This is a genomic window from Arcobacter iocasae, from assembly GCF_042214795.1.
Lineage (GTDB): Bacteria > Campylobacterota > Campylobacteria > Campylobacterales > Arcobacteraceae > Arcobacter > Arcobacter iocasae.
Window position 1 is genome coordinate 1,328,095 of record NZ_CP090177.1, and the last position, 18,940, is coordinate 1,347,034.

The 18,940-nt window shown below is 26.8% G+C and carries 23 protein-coding genes; 17 read left to right on the plus strand and 6 right to left on the minus strand.

Features of this window, described 5'->3' with window-relative positions; genetic code table 11:
- The first annotated feature begins 4 nt into the window (after nt 1-4).
- The 15 genes from LXN10_RS06615 (at nt 5) to LXN10_RS06685 (ending at nt 12,223) form a co-directional block, all read left to right on the plus strand.
- Nucleotides 5-673 (plus strand): response regulator, encoded by a 669-nt coding sequence (locus LXN10_RS06615; protein WP_375725078.1) that lies wholly within the window; start codon nt 5-7, stop codon nt 671-673.
- Nucleotides 663-2,033: a sensor histidine kinase gene (locus LXN10_RS06620; protein WP_375725079.1), complete on the plus strand. Its 1,371-nt coding sequence runs from the start codon at nt 663-665 to the stop codon at nt 2,031-2,033. The genes LXN10_RS06615 and LXN10_RS06620 overlap by 11 nt, the downstream gene beginning before the upstream one ends.
- Before the next feature lie 136 nt (nt 2,034-2,169).
- Entirely contained in the window at nt 2,170-3,666 is a 1,497-nt protein-coding gene (locus tag LXN10_RS06625) for a SulP family inorganic anion transporter (RefSeq protein WP_375725080.1), read from the plus strand.
- A 1-nt stretch (nt 3,667) separates the two neighbouring features.
- Nucleotides 3,668-4,501, plus strand: a complete 834-nt coding sequence (locus tag LXN10_RS06630) for a universal stress protein (RefSeq protein ID WP_375725081.1) — start codon at nt 3,668-3,670, stop codon at nt 4,499-4,501.
- A gap of 88 nt (nt 4,502-4,589) precedes the next feature.
- Nucleotides 4,590-6,188 carry a phosphoethanolamine transferase gene (locus tag LXN10_RS06635; protein WP_375725082.1) on the plus strand — a complete coding sequence of 533 codons (1,599 nt, stop codon included), beginning with the start codon at nt 4,590-4,592 and terminating at the stop codon, nt 6,186-6,188.
- Nucleotides 6,175-6,870: a phosphatase PAP2 family protein gene (locus LXN10_RS06640; protein WP_375725083.1), complete on the plus strand. Its 696-nt coding sequence runs from the start codon at nt 6,175-6,177 to the stop codon at nt 6,868-6,870. Before LXN10_RS06635 ends, LXN10_RS06640 begins: the two co-directional genes overlap by 14 nt.
- Nucleotides 6,848-7,207, plus strand: coding sequence for a diacylglycerol kinase (locus LXN10_RS06645; RefSeq protein ID WP_375725084.1), 360 nt, complete (start codon nt 6,848-6,850; stop codon nt 7,205-7,207). The genes LXN10_RS06640 and LXN10_RS06645 overlap by 23 nt, the downstream gene beginning before the upstream one ends.
- 79 nt (nt 7,208-7,286) lie before the next feature.
- Nucleotides 7,287-7,694 carry a DUF1924 domain-containing protein gene (locus tag LXN10_RS06650; protein ID WP_375725085.1) on the plus strand — a complete coding sequence of 136 codons (408 nt, stop codon included), beginning with the start codon at nt 7,287-7,289 and terminating at the stop codon, nt 7,692-7,694.
- Nucleotides 7,694-8,209 carry a diheme cytochrome c gene (locus tag LXN10_RS06655; protein WP_375725086.1) on the plus strand — a complete coding sequence of 172 codons (516 nt, stop codon included), beginning with the start codon at nt 7,694-7,696 and terminating at the stop codon, nt 8,207-8,209. Before LXN10_RS06650 ends, LXN10_RS06655 begins: the two co-directional genes overlap by 1 nt.
- Before the next feature lie 8 nt (nt 8,210-8,217).
- Nucleotides 8,218-8,994: a cytochrome b/b6 domain-containing protein gene (locus LXN10_RS06660; protein ID WP_375725087.1), complete on the plus strand. Its 777-nt coding sequence runs from the start codon at nt 8,218-8,220 to the stop codon at nt 8,992-8,994.
- 19 nt (nt 8,995-9,013) lie between these two features.
- Nucleotides 9,014-9,337 carry a cytochrome C gene (locus LXN10_RS06665; RefSeq protein WP_375725088.1) on the plus strand — a complete coding sequence of 108 codons (324 nt, stop codon included), beginning with the start codon at nt 9,014-9,016 and terminating at the stop codon, nt 9,335-9,337.
- A complete protein-coding gene (locus LXN10_RS06670; protein ID WP_375725089.1) occupies nt 9,303-9,716 on the plus strand; it encodes a Spy/CpxP family protein refolding chaperone in 414 nt (137 codons plus the stop codon). The genes LXN10_RS06665 and LXN10_RS06670 overlap by 35 nt, the downstream gene beginning before the upstream one ends.
- On the plus strand, nt 9,709-10,374 hold the full coding sequence (locus LXN10_RS06675) for a response regulator transcription factor (protein WP_375725090.1): 666 nt from the start codon (nt 9,709-9,711) through the stop codon (nt 10,372-10,374). Before LXN10_RS06670 ends, LXN10_RS06675 begins: the two co-directional genes overlap by 8 nt.
- Nucleotide 10,375: 1 nt before the next feature.
- Nucleotides 10,376-11,569 (plus strand): ArsS family sensor histidine kinase, encoded by a 1,194-nt coding sequence (locus LXN10_RS06680; RefSeq protein WP_375725091.1) that lies wholly within the window; start codon nt 10,376-10,378, stop codon nt 11,567-11,569.
- Nucleotides 11,570-11,617: 48 nt separating this feature from the next.
- The gene (locus LXN10_RS06685) at nt 11,618-12,223 is read left to right on the plus strand and encodes a trimeric intracellular cation channel family protein (protein ID WP_375725092.1); all 606 of its coding nucleotides are present in this window, start codon (nt 11,618-11,620) and stop codon (nt 12,221-12,223) included.
- Here LXN10_RS06685 and LXN10_RS06690 read toward each other — a convergent pair.
- The 6 genes from LXN10_RS06690 to ruvC are packed head-to-tail and all read right to left on the minus strand — an operon-like array spanning nt 12,218 to nt 16,187.
- Complete coding sequence (locus tag LXN10_RS06690; RefSeq protein ID WP_375725093.1) at nt 12,218-13,144, minus strand: sensor domain-containing diguanylate cyclase; 927 nt, start codon at nt 13,142-13,144, stop codon at nt 12,218-12,220. The genes LXN10_RS06685 and LXN10_RS06690 overlap by 6 nt on opposite strands.
- Entirely contained in the window at nt 13,144-13,761 is a 618-nt protein-coding gene (locus LXN10_RS06695; protein WP_375725094.1) for a chemotaxis protein CheC, read from the minus strand. Before LXN10_RS06695 ends, LXN10_RS06690 begins: the two co-directional genes overlap by 1 nt.
- Nucleotides 13,761-14,126, minus strand: a complete 366-nt coding sequence (locus LXN10_RS06700; RefSeq protein ID WP_375725095.1) for a response regulator — start codon at nt 14,124-14,126, stop codon at nt 13,761-13,763. Before LXN10_RS06700 ends, LXN10_RS06695 begins: the two co-directional genes overlap by 1 nt.
- Before the next feature lie 55 nt (nt 14,127-14,181).
- Nucleotides 14,182-14,757 (minus strand): phosphoribosylglycinamide formyltransferase, encoded by a 576-nt coding sequence (purN, locus tag LXN10_RS06705; protein ID WP_375725096.1) that lies wholly within the window; start codon nt 14,755-14,757, stop codon nt 14,182-14,184.
- 56 nt (nt 14,758-14,813) lie between these two features.
- Nucleotides 14,814-15,695 carry a DMT family transporter gene (locus LXN10_RS06710; RefSeq protein WP_375725097.1) on the minus strand — a complete coding sequence of 294 codons (882 nt, stop codon included), beginning with the start codon at nt 15,693-15,695 and terminating at the stop codon, nt 14,814-14,816.
- A gap of 18 nt (nt 15,696-15,713) precedes the next feature.
- Entirely contained in the window at nt 15,714-16,187 is a 474-nt protein-coding gene (gene ruvC / locus LXN10_RS06715) for a crossover junction endodeoxyribonuclease RuvC (protein ID WP_375725098.1), read from the minus strand.
- A gap of 199 nt (nt 16,188-16,386) precedes the next feature.
- Between ruvC and dnaA the strand changes: the two genes are divergently transcribed.
- Together dnaA and dnaN are read left to right on the plus strand one after the other, a co-directional pair.
- The gene (dnaA, locus tag LXN10_RS06720) at nt 16,387-17,700 is read left to right on the plus strand and encodes a chromosomal replication initiator protein DnaA (protein ID WP_129100400.1); all 1,314 of its coding nucleotides are present in this window, start codon (nt 16,387-16,389) and stop codon (nt 17,698-17,700) included.
- A 160-nt stretch (nt 17,701-17,860) separates the two neighbouring features.
- Nucleotides 17,861-18,931, plus strand: a complete 1,071-nt coding sequence (gene dnaN, locus LXN10_RS06725; RefSeq protein ID WP_375725099.1) for a DNA polymerase III subunit beta — start codon at nt 17,861-17,863, stop codon at nt 18,929-18,931.
- Nucleotides 18,932-18,940 lie beyond the last annotated feature (9 nt).

An 18,940-nucleotide genomic window follows, 5' to 3' on the forward strand; every position in this document is an offset into this window, starting at 1 on the left:
TCAAATGAAAATTTTAATAATCGAAGATGATGTAAAAATCGTAAACTTTTTAAAAAAAGGCTTAGAAGAAGAGTCTTATAGTATAGATTATTCACATAATGGTGAAGAGGGATTATATTTAGCAAGTGTCAATAGTTATGATTTGATTTTACTTGATATTATGCTTCCTTTACTTAATGGAATAGAAGTGTGCAAAAAATTAAGAGCTAGTAATATAAACACACCTGTGATTATGTTAACTGCAAAAGACAGTATTGAAGATACTATAAAAGGCTTAGATATTGGAGCAAATGATTATTTGCCTAAACCTTTCTCTTTTTCTGAACTATTAGCAAGAATAAGAGTGCAATTAAGAGCAAAAGACTCAAATCAAACCATACTTAAAATAGCCGATTTAGAGCTTGACTTACTTGCAAAAACAGCAAAAAGAGCAGATAAAGATATAACTTTAACAGCAAAAGAGTTTTCACTTTTAGAGTATTTAATCAAAAATCAAAATAAAGTTTTATCAGAAACAGTATTAGGATCTATGCTTAATAATATGGATGAATCAAATATAAGCAATATTGTAAATGTTTATATTTATAGACTTAGAAATAAAATAGATAAGCCTTATGAAAAAAAGCTTATAAAAACAATTAGAGGATTAGGATTTAAAATAGATGCTCAATAAGCTATCAATCAAACGAAAACTACTTATATATAATGTTTTAATTCAAGGCTTTATTTTAGTAATTCTTGCTTTTTCTATTTATAAAACTCTGCAAGTTTCAACTATTGATAAAATAGAGACTTCATTAAAAGTAATTATTTTAGATATTACAGATGATATTATTCATCACAAAAACAAGCTTTCTGAATTGGATTTTAAAGAAGAAAATGAGTATAAATTTAAACCTTTGTACATAAAATTAATAGAAATAAATAAAGAACTAAAAGTAATAAGTCCTTCATATTTCCCAAGTTCAATACCACTTAATTTTAATCACATACAAAATAATACTATTCATTTTGTAGAATACGAAAACTACATACTTGGTGAAATAAAATTTATAATGAATAATAAAAATTATATCTTGCAAGTTGCGACTGATTATAAAATATTAAATCATACTATGGAAAATCTATTTTATATTTTGCTTTTTATTATTCCAATTATTTTAATATTCTCTATTATTGGTGGATATTTTTTGATTTATAAATCTTTTGCACCCATTGAAAAGATACTTTTTGATTTAAAAAATATAAATGCCACAACTTTATCTGCGCGATTAAAAAACTCAAATACTAAAGATGAAATTTCACAACTTTCAAATGAAATCAATAGTTTACTTCAAAGACTTGAAATATCTTTTGATAAAATAAATCAATTTTCAAGTGATGCTTCCCATGAACTTAAAACTCCCCTTACTATTATTAGAGGAGAAATAGAGATTGCACTTAGAAAAGATAGAGATTCCAAGGAATATAAAGATACATTAGAAGTCTGTTTAGATGAAGTTTTGATGATACAAAACACTATTGATGATTTACTTTTTTTAGCAAAAAATGAGAACAATATAGATACCTATGAAGAAGATGCTTATATGGATGAAATAACACTCGAGGCAATAAAAGAGTTGTCTCTATATGCAAAACTAAAAAATATAACTATCCAATCACAAATCATAGATATTTTCCAAATCAAAGGACATACAAAACTTTTAAAAATAGCCATCAAAAACATTCTAAAAAATGCTATCTCTTTTAGTCATGAAAATACAAATGTCATTATAAAAAATTATATAGAAGGAAATAATCTAATCATCAGTATTGAAGATAAAGGAATAGGAATAGCACAAGAAGAACAAAATAAGATTTTTGAGAAGTTTTATAGAACAGATAAAAGTAGAAATAAAGAATCAGGCGGAACAGGATTGGGAATGGCAATAGTTGAAAAAATCATCTCAAGCCATAATGGAAAAATTGACTTAAAAAGTATTGAAAACAAAGGTACAACTGTAAAGTTAATCTTTACAAAAAATAAGTTCTAAATCCCATTTATTTTGTGATTTTTAACTTTTTGGCTACAATTCCACCAAAAGATACTCTTATTGGGGAGTTTTCCCTCAAAACTTAAGAAAACAATCAAATTTATAAATTTTGGATTTTAAAACTAGTGGAGAAAAAATGGTAAAAAAATATTTTAAAAAAGAGGAATGGTTTAGCAACATAAGAGGAGATACTCTCTCTGGACTTGTAGTTGCATTAGCACTAATTCCTGAAGCAATAGCCTTTTCAATTATTGCAGGAGTTGACCCTAAAGTTGGACTTTATGCTTCATTTTGTATAGCTGTTGTGATTTCATTTGTGGGAGGTCGTCCTGGAATGATTAGTGCTGCAACGGGAGCTATGGCACTTGTAATGGTAAGTCTAATAAAAGATTATGGTTTACAATATTTACTTGCTGCAACTTTATTAACAGGTGTTTTTCAAATAATTGCAGGATATTTAAAACTTGGAAGATTTATGAGTTTTGTTCCAAGAGCTGTTGTTATTGGTTTTGTAAATGCTTTGGCTATTTTAATTTTTATGGCTCAGCTTCCTGAACTCACAAATGTAACTTGGCATGTTTATGCTCTTACAGCCTTTGGACTAGCTATCATATATCTATTTCCTTATGTTCCAAAAATTGGGAAAATCATTCCTTCACCACTTGTCACAATCGTCACCTTAACTCTTATTGTACTTTCTTTAGGAATTGATATAAGAACAGTTGGAGATATGGGAGAACTACCTGATACTTTACCAATATTTTTATTTCCAGATATTCCACTAAATCTTGATACTTTACTTATCATTCTTCCATATTCTGTTTCACTAGCAGTTGTTGGTCTTTTAGAATCACTTATGACTTCAACTATAGTTGACGAATTAACAGATACAAAAAGTAATAAAAATAGAGAATGTGCAGGACAAGGTATTGCAAATATTGCTTCTGGATTTTTAGGAGGAATGGCTGGATGTGCTATGATTGGACAATCAGTTATCAACATAAAATCAGGTGGACGAACAAGATTATCAACTTTTTTAGCTGGTATATTTTTACTTATTATGGTTGTATTTTTAAGTGATATAATCTCAGTAATTCCAATGGCTGCATTAGTTGCTGTTATGATTATGGTATCAATTGGAACTTTTGATTGGGGTTCAATTAAAAACCTAAAAACACTACCAATATCTACAAACTTAGTGATGCTTACAACCGTTTGTGTAACGGTTTATACCCATAACTTAGCACATGGAGTTTTTTCAGGAGTATTACTAGCTTCACTATTTTTTGCTAATAAAATCTCTCACTTTATGTACAATGAAACTTCATACAATGAAGATAATACAATTAAAACCTACAAATTTGTAGGTCAAGTATTTTTTAACAGTGCAGATAAATTTTATGAAGCCTTTGATTTTAAAGAGGTTTTAGATAAAGTTATTATTGACCTAACTCGTGCTCACTTTTGGGATATTTCAGCTGTAAATGCGCTTGATAAAGCAGTTATAAAATTAAGACGAGAAGGTGCAGAAGTTGAAATAATCGGTCAAAATGAAGCTAGTAAAACTATTATTGATAGATTTGGAATTCATGATGATCCACAAGAAATTGAAAAAATAATGGGAGGACACTAAAATGAGTTCAAAAAAAGTTTTAGTTTGTATTGATGATTCTTCATATTGTAAAGCTGCTTGTGAATATGGAGTTTACATCTCTAAACTTCACAATTTACCACTTGTCTTATTAAATGTGGTAGATCATTTACATATCTCTAAAAAAGTTGATTTGTCAGGAAATATTGGATTTGGTTCAAAGGAGACTTTACTTGAACAACTTAGCCTTGAAGAGCAAGAAGAGAGTAAAAAACTAATAAGTAAAGGGCGAACTCTTTTAAAAACTTTTAGTGAATATGCAAAAGAGAAAGGAGTTGAAAATCTTTTTTCACTTCAAAGACATGGAAGTTTTGAAGAGAATCTTGAAGATTTAGAAAAAGAGACCTTTATTGCAATAATTGGTTTTGATAAAAATAGTAAAAACCTTGAAGATATTATTAGAGCTCTTACTCTTCCAATACTTCTTGTAAACTCTGAGTTTTCACCAATAAAATCAATTTTAATGGCATATGATGGTTCTGATTATGCAAATAAAGCTATCAATGAAGCTACAAAAGAGCCAATATTCCCAAATATTACTAGACATATAGTAAATATAAATAAAGATAAACAAAGTTCTCAAAAACTTTTAAATGAAGCTAAAAACCTTTTTGCCAAAGCAGATTTTGAAGTACAAACTTCTTCTTTAGAAGGTGATAATAAAGTTGAAGAGATACTAAATTATCAAAAAAATAATAGTTTAGACATTGTCGCAATGGGTGCATATAGTCATAATAGATTAAAAAGTGTTTTATTTGGAAGTTTCACTTCTAAAATGCTAGAAAAAGCAGAAAAACCTTTACTTCTTTTTAGATGAAATCTAAAAAGAAGTTGATTAACTTTATGTTAACTACTTATTAATTTAACTTAAATAGAATTCTATTAGCATTACTATGAGGAATAAAATGAAAAACTTTACACAATATAAACTGATAATTTTTGTAGCTATTTTTTTAACTACATTTTTTAATCTCTCTTTTTTTAAGAGCATAATAACAACATATCCCTTTACTGGAACAAATATTATTTATCTACTATCTATAACTTTTGTTCTATTAGCTTTAATTGTATTCTTATTTTCACTTGTAGCATCTAAATATACTACAAAACCTATTTTAATAATTGTACTATTCGTCTCATCTTTTACTGCATATTTTATGGATACATATCATGTTGTAATTGATACAGAAATGATAAGAAACACATTACAAACTAATTTAAGTGAATCAAGTGATTTATTTAGTTTTCAACTTGTACTTTATGTTCTATTATTGGGAGTTATACCTTCACTTATAATTTACAAACTAAAAATTAATTATAGACCATTAAAAAGTGAAATCTTTGCAAAACTTAAAACCATAATTATCTCATTATTAGTAATTGTTATTGTGATTCTTAGTTTAAGCAAGTTTTATACTTCATTCTTTAGAGAACATAAACCTTTAAGATACCATGCAAATCCTATATTTTGGATATATAGTATTGGTAATTATATAAATAAAACTATAAATAGTGGTCCAATAGTTTTAGAAGTAATTGGTAAAGATGCAAAATTTTCACCGGAAGAGATTAAGAATAATAAAAAAGAACTTTTAGTTATGGTAGTGGGCGAAGCAGCTAGAGCGAATAGATTTTCATTAAATGGATATAAAAGAGAGACCAATCCTTTATTAAAAAAAGAAGACATTGTAAACTTCCCAAATATGTATTCATGTGGTACTTCAACAGCAGTTTCTGTTCCATGTATGTTTTCTATATATACAAGAAGTCAATATACTTATAAAAAAGGTATCTCAACTGAAAATGTAATTGATGTATTAAATAATACAAAAAAAGTAAATATACTTTGGAGAGATAATAATTCTGATTCAAAAGGTGTGGCACTTAGAGTTGACTATCAAAATTTTAAAGACCCTAAAGTAAATACAATATGCGAAAATGGAGAGTGTAGAGATGAAGGTATGCTTATAGGTCTTGATAAATTTATTGAAAAGCATAAAAATGAAGATATGCTAATTGTTCTTCATCAAATGGGAAATCATGGACCAGCATATTATAAAAGATATCCAAAAGAGTTTGAAAAATTTAAACCTGTTTGCAAAACCAATCAATTGGAACAATGTACACAAGAAGAAGTTGGTAATGCTTACGATAATGCAATACTTTATACTGATTATTTCTTATCAAAAACAATAAACTTTTTAAAACAGTATTCAAATGATTATCATACAGGTTTAATTTACATGAGTGACCATGGAGAAAGCTTAGGAGAAAATGGTTTATATTTACATGGAATGCCATATCTTATAGCACCAGATGAACAAAGACATATAGGATCTCTCATGTGGTTTGGAGATGATGATATAGATACTCAAAAATTAAAAACATATTCCAATAAAAGATTTTCTCAAGATAATCTTTTTCATACACTTTTAGGTTTTTTTGAACTTGAAACAAATGTTTATAAAAAAGATATGGATATATTAGCAAATGCAAGAAAGTAATAGATATATATTATTTACAATTATTTGTTTAGTATTAACTATTGCTCTTTTTCAATATACTTCTTTGGATATCTATGTACAAAATTACTTTTTTCAAATAGATACCCATAGTTGGATATTAAATAGAGATGAACCTATATTAAGATTTTTGTTATACGATGGAATAAAAAAACTACTAATTACTTTTGCTCTTTCTGTACTTTTAGTATTTATTATTTTTAGAAAAAAAGAACTTATAAAAAGATACAGAAATGGCCTTATTATTCTTATTTTCAGTTCTATATTTGTGCCCTTAGTTGCTGGTACATTAAAAGATATTACAAATACTCCTTGTCCAAAGAATTTAGAGCACTATGGAGGAAGATATCCAGATATAAAGATTTTAGATTCTTATCCAAAAGATTTTGTTCAAGAAAGAAGAATCAAATGTTGGCCAGCAGGGCACGCAAGTGGTGGATTTGCTCTTATGGCACTTTTTTTTCTTTTTAAGAAAAGAAAAAATAAAATAATTGCTTTAGGATTTGCCCTTTTTGTTGGTTGGAGTATGGGGCTTTATAAAATGCTTATAGGCGATCACTTTTTAAGTCATACCATCGTCACCATGATTTTAGCTTGGCTTATAATTTTAATAATTGCAAAAATAGTACAAAGGAAAGAACTTGAGAAACCAGCCCAAATATAACTTTTTTAAAAATACCTCTTATGCTTTAAAAGGATTACTTGATTTAATAAAAACAGAAACCTCTTTTAAAGTAGAACTTATTATTACTATAATTTTATTACCAACTCTATTTTTTATAGATACAACACTTACCAATAAACTTTTGATGTTTATTACTTTGATGGGTATGCTTTTAGCTGAGACTACAAATAGTGCCATTGAAAGAGTTGTTGATCTTGTAACTTTAGACCATCATAAGATGGCAGGACGAGCAAAAGATGTAGGAAGTGCTATTGTATTTACTAGTATTTTTATTTTTGTTGTGACTTGGAGTTGTATATTACTTTCTAAATTGTAAAGAAAGTGTCAAGAAAACCTTCTAGTGTACTTTAAGCTTTTGTTTTATACTTACAATATAAAAACATAAAGGCTTAAAGATGAAACTACTAATTCTTCTAGGATTAATTCTAAATCTAACTTATGCTTCTGTTGTTGATGGTTATTTAAATGATCTCAAAGTAGAAGTTCAAAAATCAAATCCAAACTTCAAAGGTTTTGATATAAAAAGAGGTGAAGAGATTTTCACATCAAAACATATGGGAAAAAAAGGCAAAGAGATATCATGTACTTCTTGCCATGGTATTGATTTAACAAAATCTAGCAAAAATTTCTTCACTGGAAAAGTAATAGAACCACTATCTCCAGTAGCCAATCCAAAAAGATTTACTGAAGTAAAAAATATAGAAAAATGGCTAAGAAGAAATTTCAATGATGTTTATAATAGAGTTGGAACAGCACAAGAAAAAGGTGATGTTGTAACTTATATATTGTCAAAGGATAAATAATGAAAGCTCTAATAATATTGACCTTACTAAGTTCACTAATTTTTGCAGAAAATCATTACTCTAATGGAAGACCTGGAGTAAAACCTGTAGATAATAAAATCTATAAACTAGAGTGTAGTGCTTGTCACTTTGCATATCAACCAGGTCTTTTACCAGCAGCTTCTTGGAATAAGATGATGAATAATTTAGAAAATCACTTTAACACAGATGCCAGCCTTGCAAAAGAAGATTTTAAAATCATAAAAGAATACTTAAATAAAAATAGTGCTGAAAAAGCAATGGAATACAAAAGAAGTAGCAGAATTGTAAATAGTATAAGAAGTGGGGATGTTCTAGAATCTATTTCTAAAGTTCCATATATCATCAGAAAACACAATGAGTTACGACCTGCAATGTTATCTCAAAAAGAAGTAAAAGGATTATTTAACTGTGTAGCTTGTCATACCACAGCCCAAAGAGGAATATACAGTGAAAGAGATATAAAAATTCCAAACTATGGAAGATGGGATGATTAGGAGATAAGATGCAAAAAATATATATTTGGTCACTACCAACAAGAGTATTTCACTTTTTATTTGCTTTTTTTATTTTATTAGTATTTATTTCAAGTGAAGAAGATAGATGGTTATCATACCATGCAATAATTGGATATGCAATATTTATACTTTTAATATTTAGATTAGCATGGGGAATTTTTGGTCCAAAACACTCAAAATTCAAAGACTTCCCAATGGGCAAAAAAAATATAAAAGAGTTTTTAAATAATATCTTTGAAGATAAACAAAAATATGTAGGACACAACCCAATAGCTTCATATGTCATGATAAGTATGCTTGTTGTTTGCTTTTTTGCAGTTATAACTGGAGTTTTAGCATATGGGATACAAGAAGGAAAAGGAATATTTGCATATTTAAATAGCTCTTTTTTTGAAGATATGAAATTATTTAAACATATTCATGAATTTTTATCAACTCTATTTTTGGTACTTTTAGCTTCTCATATATTGGGAGTAATCAGTGATAGAATACTTCATAAAAAACATGAAACGCTAAACTCTATAGTAACAGGTTATAAAAAAAGTGAAAATGAGCAGGGAATAAAACTAAATATTTTCCAAAAATTTTTAGCTTTTATGTTTTTAGCTATTCTTGTTTCTTTTTTCATATTTAATATTGTAAAACCAAATAATGTTTTAATAGCTTCAACTTTTAAAGCAGTAGATTATAAAAAAGAAAACCCTCTTTTTGTAAGCGAGTGTGCATCGTGCCATACTCTGTATCCCTCCAAATTTATTGCCTGAGAAATCATGGAGAATATTGATGAAAGATTTAGAGAATCATTTTGGAGATGATGCAAGCTTAGATGCAAAAGATGAGAAAATTATCTTAGACTTTTTAGTAGAATTTAGTGCTGAAAAATCTACAAAAAAAGCTAGTTTCAAAATTCTAAAGTCTATAGGAAATAAAGATATAATAGCCATGACCCAAACCACTTATTGGAAAAAGAAACATGAAGATATTCCAAAAAGTGTATTTTTAAACAAAGAAGTTAGAAGTAAAGCAAACTGTAAAGCTTGCCATAGTGATGTGGAGAAAGGATTAATTGAAAATGATAAAATTAAAAATATTAGCTCTTTTATGTAGTATTATTTTCACTTCTAATCTTTTTGCAGATAAGTATGAGCACCATGAAAAAAATGAAGAATATAGACATCATATTTATAAAAATTTAGATTATCTAAATCTTGACAAGAACCAATTATCTAAGCTAAAAGAGGTATTAAAAAGATATAAAAAAGAGTCTAAAAGATTTTATAAATTTGAAAGAAAAAAAGAAAAAGAATTAACTCAAATAATAACAAAAAAAGATTTTGACGAAATAGCTTATGAAAAAGTTTTAGATGAGATTAACCAAAAATCAAAAGAAATAGAAATAGAAAATCTAAAAAAGATTCATGATATATTAAATGATACACAAAAAGAGAAATTTTCTCACTTTTTAAAGGAGTGGAGAATTGAATAGAAAAGTACTACTTATAGAAGATGATTTGCAAATGCAAAGTTTGATAAGTGATTATCTAAAAGATTATCACTTTGATTGTATTTCATTTGCAAATCCGAAAGATGCCCTTGATGAATTTTGTAAAAACCAAGATTTTTGTATTGCTATATTGGATTTGATGTTACCTGGAATGGATGGATTTGATTTGTTTAAAAAGTTAAAAGAGATAAAAGATATACCTATTATTATCTCATCTGCTAGGGGTGATATTGGAAATAAAATACATGGCTTTGAATTAGGAGTTGATGATTATTTAGCAAAACCATATGAACCAAGGGAGTTAGTACTTAGAATAGAATATATTCTAAAAAAATACTCAAGTAAAAAAATAGAAGTTGGTGCTTTTGAAATAAACAAAGAAAATAGAGAAGTAATAGTTGATAATTTTCCAGTTGAATTTACTAAAATAGAGTTTGAGATTTTTATTTTTTTAATAGATAACCTAAATAAAATATCTTCAAGAGAACAAATACTTCATGCCACTTCCCTAGATCCAAATACAAAAAATCGAACAATAGATATGCACATTTCAAATATAAGATATAAAATCGGTGATGATTCCAAAAACCCAAAATATATAAAATCTGTTTGGGGTGTTGGTTATAAGTTTGTGAGTTAAAATGAGTATAACAAAAAAGATTTCTATTTTATTTATCATAAGTCTTATTCTTATGAGTATTATTGGATATTGGATAGATAGTATAAATTCCCAAAGAATAGATAGTCTAATAAAAGACAAATATTTAAAAATAGCAACTGAGATTTATGAAAATATCGATAACACAAATTTAGTAAATCAAATAATTAAAGAGTATAAACTAAAACCCATCACCAAAAATCAAACAAAAGAAGAAAAGATTTTATACAGTGAAGCTCACACTTTTGGCTCTATTTCTATATTTCATAAGGGCTTTGATGATGAACTTATTCTTCATATAAAATATCTTGAAGATGAATATATTTTAAAAACCCAAGATGAAAAAAACCTAAATGAAAAATTTACACTGAATACCTTGGTTTTTCTTGATGTTTTTGTTTTATTTCTTATATTTTTATATATTATTAAACTGCTCTCACCTCTTAAAAAAATCACAAAAGAAATAGAGAGTTTTTCAAAGGGTGATTTAAGTGCAAGAATCAAAATCAAATCAAATGATGAAATTGGAATATTAGCAAATACCTTCAATAAGATGGCCACTAACCTAGAAGAGTTAATTAAAACAAGAGAGGCCCTACTTAGAGATATTGGGCATGAACTTAGAACCCCAATTGCTAAGGGTAAGTTTGCCATAGAAAAAATTGATGACTTTTCGCAAAAAGAGCTTTTGAAGAAAATATTTTCTGATTTGGAAATTTTAACAAATGAACTAATAGAACTTGAAAAACTAAACTCTTCAAAACTTGATATTACAAAATTTAGTGCTGAAACTTTGATATTAGAGGCTTTAGATAAATTATATATAAATGATGAAACAAAAATAAATTTAATTATAGAAGATGATTTTAAAATAGAAGGTGATTTAAATTATTTATGTATTACTTTAAAAAATTTAATTGACAATGCCCTTAAATATGCAAGCTCTTTTCCTATAAATATAAAAGCAAAAAATCAAACTATTTTAGTGGAAAACAAAGGTGAAAAACTATCAAAAGAGTTAGAGTATTACTTAAAACCTTTTACCCAAGAATTAGTCCAAAGAAATGGTTTTGGATTAGGGCTTAGCATTGTTGCTAAAATATTAAATAGACACTTCTTAAAACTTGAGTATGAGTACAAAAATAATAACAATATCTTTAAAATCAACTTCAAATAGAAAATTTAGTATAATCCATAAAAATAAAATGAAAGAGTTATTAAATAAATGACAGCTTTACAAATTGCAGATATCATAGGAATAATTTGCTTCGCAGCAAGTGGCTTTTTAATCGCTGTGCATTATAACTTAGATATTTTAGGAATAGTTATTTCTTCTTTCTTAACAGCCCTTGGAGGTGGAATGATTAGAGATACAATTGCAAATAAAACTCCATATATTTTTACAGATACACTTCCTGTAACACTTGTAATTGGAACAGTTTTTTTATCTCTTGCTTTTAAACTTCATAAAATAGCAGATTTTGAAGGAAAAATAGCCTTTATAATATCTGATGCCATTGGCCTTGTCTCTTTTGCAATAACTGGTTCCATCATAGCTATTGAAAATGACTTCAATTTTGTAGGTGTTCTTATTTTAGCTTTTCTAACAGCTGTTGGTGGAGGAACAATTAGAGATATTCTAATAAATAGAGTTCCATCAATACTTGTAAGTGAGTTTTATGGAACAGTTGCAATAATAGTTGGATTAGGTATGTATATTTTACAATTATTTGAGCAAAGAAATATTTTGAATATTACTATATTATTTGTTTTTGGTGTTCTTTTAAGATTGATAGCTTATTATAAAAAGTGGTCTTTACCAAAGTTATAGATCTACTATAACTTTGTTTTTACCACTCTCTTTTGCACTATAAAGTGCCTTATCTGCTCTATTTATTGTTGATTCAATATCTTTGTCAAGCTGTGCATCAAATTGAGCAACCCCTAAACTAAGAGTAAAACTAAATTTGCCTGTTTTTACTTCAACAGAATAATCTTGCACATTTTGCCTAATATTTTCTGCAACACTTTGGGCAAAAGATAAAGAAGTATTATATAAAAGAATTACAAACTCTTCTCCACCAAATCTAGCTACAATATCACTTTTTCTACAGTTATTTTCTAATATTCTTGAAAGTGAAACTATAACTTTATCACCAACAGAGTGTCCATATGTATCATTTATATTTTTAAAGTTATCTACATCTAAGATAATAATTGAGATATGATGATTATTTCTAATAGAAAGACTCTGCATTGTAATAGCTGCTTCTGTAAAATATCTTCTATTATATAATTGAGTAAGGGGATCTTTACTTGAAAGTTCTTTTAACTCTTCATTTGATTTTTTTAATCTTTGTGATGTCTCATGAAGTTTTGTATGGTCATAAATATATAAACAAACTAATCTTTTATCTAAATCATAAGGTACTAATGTGACATCTTGTCTCATATATTTAAAAACTTTTCCCATAATACTATTTGATTGAATTTTAATTAAATACTCATGGGGTTCTACACTAAAAAAAGAAGTACTTTTTGTTATTAGTACAGATTTTACTTTTCTAACTAACTTTTTTTTATCTATATAAGGAAATTTTTCACAAATTTCATGATTGACTATATCTTTTGCTTTTACACCTGTTTTAACTTCAAGCCACTTATTCCAAGCTTTTATATTTAGATTTTCATCTAAAATTATTATTCCATTATCAATGGTATTAAAAATGATGTTGTTATTTAAAAGTTCCATTAAAGCTCATCCATTATTTTATCTAAGGCACTTTTCATAAATCCAATTGAATCATCTTTTAGCATCATAATTAATTCACTATGTATATTTTGAACTTCAAACTCTATTACTGTAGAAATAATTATTATATGATTATATTCCACATGATAATGTTCTTCCAAATTTTGTGCAGATTCTACTATTTTTACATCAGGTGGAGAAAATAAAATATCTGTCTCTATTAATTCAGCTAATTTACTAGAAGTAGTTGAGGAAATAATATTTGTAATTTCTAAAACTACATCTTTTAGTTCATCCTCATTTATATCTGATTCATTTAAATCAAATTCTAAGGCTAAATTTTTTAATGAACTTTCATCAATTAAAAAAAGATTTTCCCCTGAAAGTTTTCCATCAATTAATTGGCTAACTAAATAACAAGCAGGATAATGTTCCACTTTTTCTTGAATATAATCCTTAAAATCACTACTTGACAAAGTAGTAATCTTAGGAATACTAAGGTTTGCAAATTTTCCAATAATATCAGCAATGGCTGCAGTTGCAGAACCATAAGAAATATTCATCAACTCTTGTAAACAATCTTTTTGATCATCATTAAAACAGTTGCTATCGTTCATTATAAAACCTTTAGTTTTAAAAGAATTTGTTTAAGATTTTCTTCATTAATAGGCTTTTTAATAAATCCTAGTGCTCCATTTTCTTTTGCTTTTGCTTTTGAAGCTTCTTGAATATCTGCACTTACTACAATTATTTTTGCATTTTTGTCTTCTTTGCATATTTTTTCTACAGCATCAAATCCATTCATTTCAGGCATTGTTAAATCCATAAAAGTAATAAAAGGAGATACCTCTTCATACAGTTTTAAAGCTTCTAATCCATTAGTAGCCTCGAAAACTTCTATTTCTTCACCAAGTAAATTTTTTAAATCTTTTATTAGCATCTTTCTTGCCATTTTAGAATCATCACAAACTAAATATTTCATTATTTCTCCAAAACGATTATTATTTTATTATAGGAAAATTACTATTAAATACTACTCAACTTAATATTTTTTTAAATGCTTTTACAATAGCTTTTTTCTCTAAAGTTTTTATTTTATCTTCTAAAGTTTCTACACTTTCATCACTTGATAAAGAAATTTTTTCTTGAATTATATATTTTCCTTCATCATAATTTTCATTTACAAAATGTATTGTGCAACCTGATTCTTTCTGTTTTTCTTTTATGACAGCTTCATGAACAAATCTTCCATACATCCCTTTTCCACCGAACTTTGGCAATAATGCAGGATGAGAATTTATGATTTTATTAGGGAAACTTTTTAAAAGATTTTCTTCTATTTTTTTCATATAGCCTGATAAGAATATATAATCAACTTTGAACTCAAGCATCAACTTAGTAATTTTTTCATCAAGGTTTTCATCTGGATATTTTTTTGCATTTACAACAAAATTTGGAACATGACTTAATGATGCTTTTTGTAACACTTTTGCCTCTTGGTTATTAGATATTACTAATATCACCTGTGCATTTATAGTTTTATTTTCACAAGCTTCTAAAAGTGTATCAAAACCACTTCCATTGTGTGAAGAGAGTATTCCAATTCGTTTCATTTGTTATCCTAATAATTCGTAGAGGCGAATTATAACAACTTTTGTTTAAACTAATCTCATACTTTTTTTCTTTGATTTATTAAAAATACTCCTAAAAATATAAACCCTGTAGCAATAATATCAATCAATTTAATATCTTCTCCCACAATAAATACAGCAATAATAAGTGCAACTACAGGAGGAATATAAGTAATAGAAGAAGCCTTTAATGCCCCTAATTTTTCAATCATATAATAATAAATAATATAAGCTAATCCAGTACCTAATAATCCCAAACCAATAACTAATCCAAGAGCACTATGAGTATCTTGCCAAATATTATTTATGCCATCAAAGTTTGTGATAAAAAGTAAAATCAAAACACCAAAACCTAATTGATAAGTAGTTAATGCTTCTGCTTTTAGTTTTAAGGGCATCACATATTTTTTAGCATAAATAAAAGATGCTCCAACACTAAGTGATCCTAAAATCATAGAAAGCATCCCTTCCATATTTGAAGCTAAAATATTTTCATTAAACACATCACTTATTAAAATAACTCCTAAGAAACCTATAAAAACACCTAAAAAGGCAAATTTTGTAATTTTTTCTTCTTTTAGGAAAACGGCTGCTAATAAAAAAGAAAAAAGAGGAATTGAACCACTTAAAGCTCCCGCAACTCCTGATAAAAGTAAAGCACATCCCTTTACAAATCCAAAGTAATAAACAACAGTTGCAAGTAATGACATAACAATAAAATGAAAACTATATTTTAAATCTTTTAGTTTTAAACTTTTTGTGTAAAGTGCATATAAAAATACTGGAATAAATCCAAATAAAACTCGGAAAAAAACAACTTGCATAGGAGAAATATAAACAGCTGCCATCTTCATATAAATAAAATTACTTCCCCAAATAATCCCTAAAGCCCAAAATGCAATAATCGGTAAATTTTTCATCTAATTTCCAAAATTGTTCTATTTTAATCGTTGAGCATGGGTTAATGCAATTGCAATTGCATCTGTAATATCAAGAGGTTTTATCTCTTTTTTTATACCCAATAATCTTTTTACCATAAAAGCCACTTGCTCTTTTGCTGCTTTTCCATTTCCTGTAACTGCTTTTTTAACTTGTAATGGAGTGTATTCAGAAAAATTTCCAAATTTTTGTAAAACCTTTAAAGATATGGCACCTCTGAATTGAGCAAGTTTAATTACACTTTTTGGATTGAAAGCATAAAACATATCTTCAATAGCTACTTCATTTATCTCGTGATTTGAAAAAATCAAATCTAACCCTTCAACCATTTCCACTATTTGCTCTTGTAAAATTTTACTTTTTATTTTTATTAATCCAGCTTCACAAAGTCTTAGTTCTCTATTATCTTTTTCAATAACTGCATAACCACAATTTATAGTTCCAGGGTCTATTCCTAATATCTTTTTTTTCAACTGTTCACATATCCTTAAAAAATCTATTCACTTATTAAAAGAGTGATATAATGGTAGAAACTTTATAAATTTTCACTTAAATTACAAAGTTATTCAAAAGTTATTCACTACTTATTCAACATAATTTTTATTATATCTTAGTTTTTAAAATATTTTAGATATAATATCTACCAATCAAATAAAAAAGAGTTTATATTTAATGACAACAAAAGAGATTTTATCAGTTTTAAAAAATGAAACATCAAAATCAGACTATGACAGATACCTAAAACAACTTATATACAAAAAAATTTCATCTGACGATAACATAGCTATTTTTGAAGTTCCTAATAAATACATTGCAAACTGGATAAAAAGTAAATATTCAAAAATCATTCAACACTGTATTGAAACAATAGACGGTACTAAGCCAACTGTTGAGATAAAATTAACAGGTGAAAAGAAAACTAAAAAAGAGATACTAAAAGAACAAGTTGGAAAATCTGATGTGGAAAGCACTATTTTAAATCCATCATATACTTTTGATTCTTTTGTAGTTGGTTCATCAAATCAAATGGCTTTTAATGCTTCCCTTGCTGTTTCAAAAAAACCAGGTATTCAATACAACCCCTTATTTATTTATGGTGGGACTGGTTTAGGTAAAACTCACTTACTTCAAGCAATTGGAAATGATGCAATAGAGCATGGTAGAACAATTATTTATGTCACGATTGAACAGTTTATGAATGACTTTACTTTTGCAATTAAAAATAAAAATATGGAACATTTTAGAAGTAAATATAGAAAATGTGATGTTTTATTAATCGATGATATTCAATTTTTAAGTGGTAAAGAACAGACTCAAGAAGAGTTTTTCCACACTTTTAATGAACTTCATAATGCAGAAAAACAAATAGTTATGACCTCAGATAGACTTCCATCTCAAATAGCAGGCCTTGTTGATAGATTAAAATCTAGATTTGAATGGGGTTTAACAGCTGATGTTCAAATACCAGGATTAGAAACAAAAATAGCGATTATTGAAAAAAAATCTGAATTAAATGGTATTCATTTAGATAGGGAAATAGTAAATTATATTGCTACAAACCTTGATAACTCTATTAGGGAAATAGAAGGTGTACTAATTAGAATAAATGCTAGTGCAGCCTTACTTAACCAAGAGATTAACTTACCAATGGTACAAAATCTTTTAAAAGAACAAATAAAAGAGACAAAAGAAAATATAAAACTTCCTGATATAATAACAATCGTTGCAATAGAGCTTAATATCAAACCAAGTGATATAAAATCTAAAAAAAGAACAGCAATTGTTGCAAATGCAAGAAGAATAGTGATATATTTAGCAAGAGAATTAACACATAACTCTATGCCAGATATTGCTAAATTTTTAGGAATGAAAGATCATAGTTCAATTTCTCATAATATTAAAAAAGCAAATGAGTTAATTGAAAAAGATGAAAATTTCAAACTAATAATTGAAAATTTGAAAAATAAAATCATAAATAGAGGGTAGCTGTAGAAAAGTTTTAAACTATTATGTGAATAGGTGTGAATATCTTTAACCTTTTAATCACTCTTTGTAGAGTTGATTACATCGGCTTAAATCAAGAGTTTTCATCTATTCACATAGTCTACTACTACCACTAAATAAAATAATAAATAAAGGGGATAACATGAGATTTATCATTGCTAAAAATATCTTTGAAAATATAATCTCTTCAATGCAACCATTTTTAGAAAAAAAAGATTCTAGTTCTATAACTTCACATATATATTTAGAAGTAATAAATTCAAAATTAATATTAAAAGCTACAGATTATGAAATTGGATTAGAATCTTATGTTAATGATATTGAAGAATCAACAGATGGAAAAGGTACAGTTAACGGAAGTAATCTATTAGGTATAATCAAAAGATTAAAAAACGACAAAATCATTGTTGAAACTATAGATAACAATTTAGTTATAAAACAAAATAGATCAACTTTTAAATTACCTATGTATGATGCTAATGAATATCCTAATTTAATTATGAATACTGAATTAAATATATTAAATATTTCAACAATTAGTTTAGTAAATAGCATAAGAAAAATTACACCTGCAATTGATAACAATAATCCAAAATTTGAATTAAATGGTGCTTTAATTGATATTAAAAATTCTAAAATCAATTTTGTAGCAACAGATACAAGAAGACTTGCTATTTCTCATTTACAAAATATTTCAAATAATGAATCTCAATTTATCATTCCTAAAAAAGCAATTATAGAAATTCAAAAACTATTTTTAGATGATGCAAAAATATCTTATGATGATACAAACTTAGTGGTAGAAACTGATAATTCTAAATTCTTTACAAAATTAATTAATGGAAAATTTCCAGATTATGAAAGAATTATTCCAAATAGTTTAAAATATAATTTAACATTACCAAAAGCTGTTTTAATAGATTCTATTAAATTAGTTACATCTTTGTTTTCAAATATCAAAATTACATTTTCTCCAAATTCAATGGTATTTGAATCTTTAGATGAAGATACAGAATCTAAAACTCAAATTGATATTGATTTAAATATTAGTGAAAATTTTTATTTAGCAGTAAATGCTAAATATTTATTAGATTTTTTAAGCATGTCAAATAATGAAAATGTTGTAGTTGGATTCAATGAATCTAATTTACCATTTTACTTAGAAGATGATAAATTTTTTACAATTGTAATGCCAATTGTGTTAGACAAATAAAAAAGGATA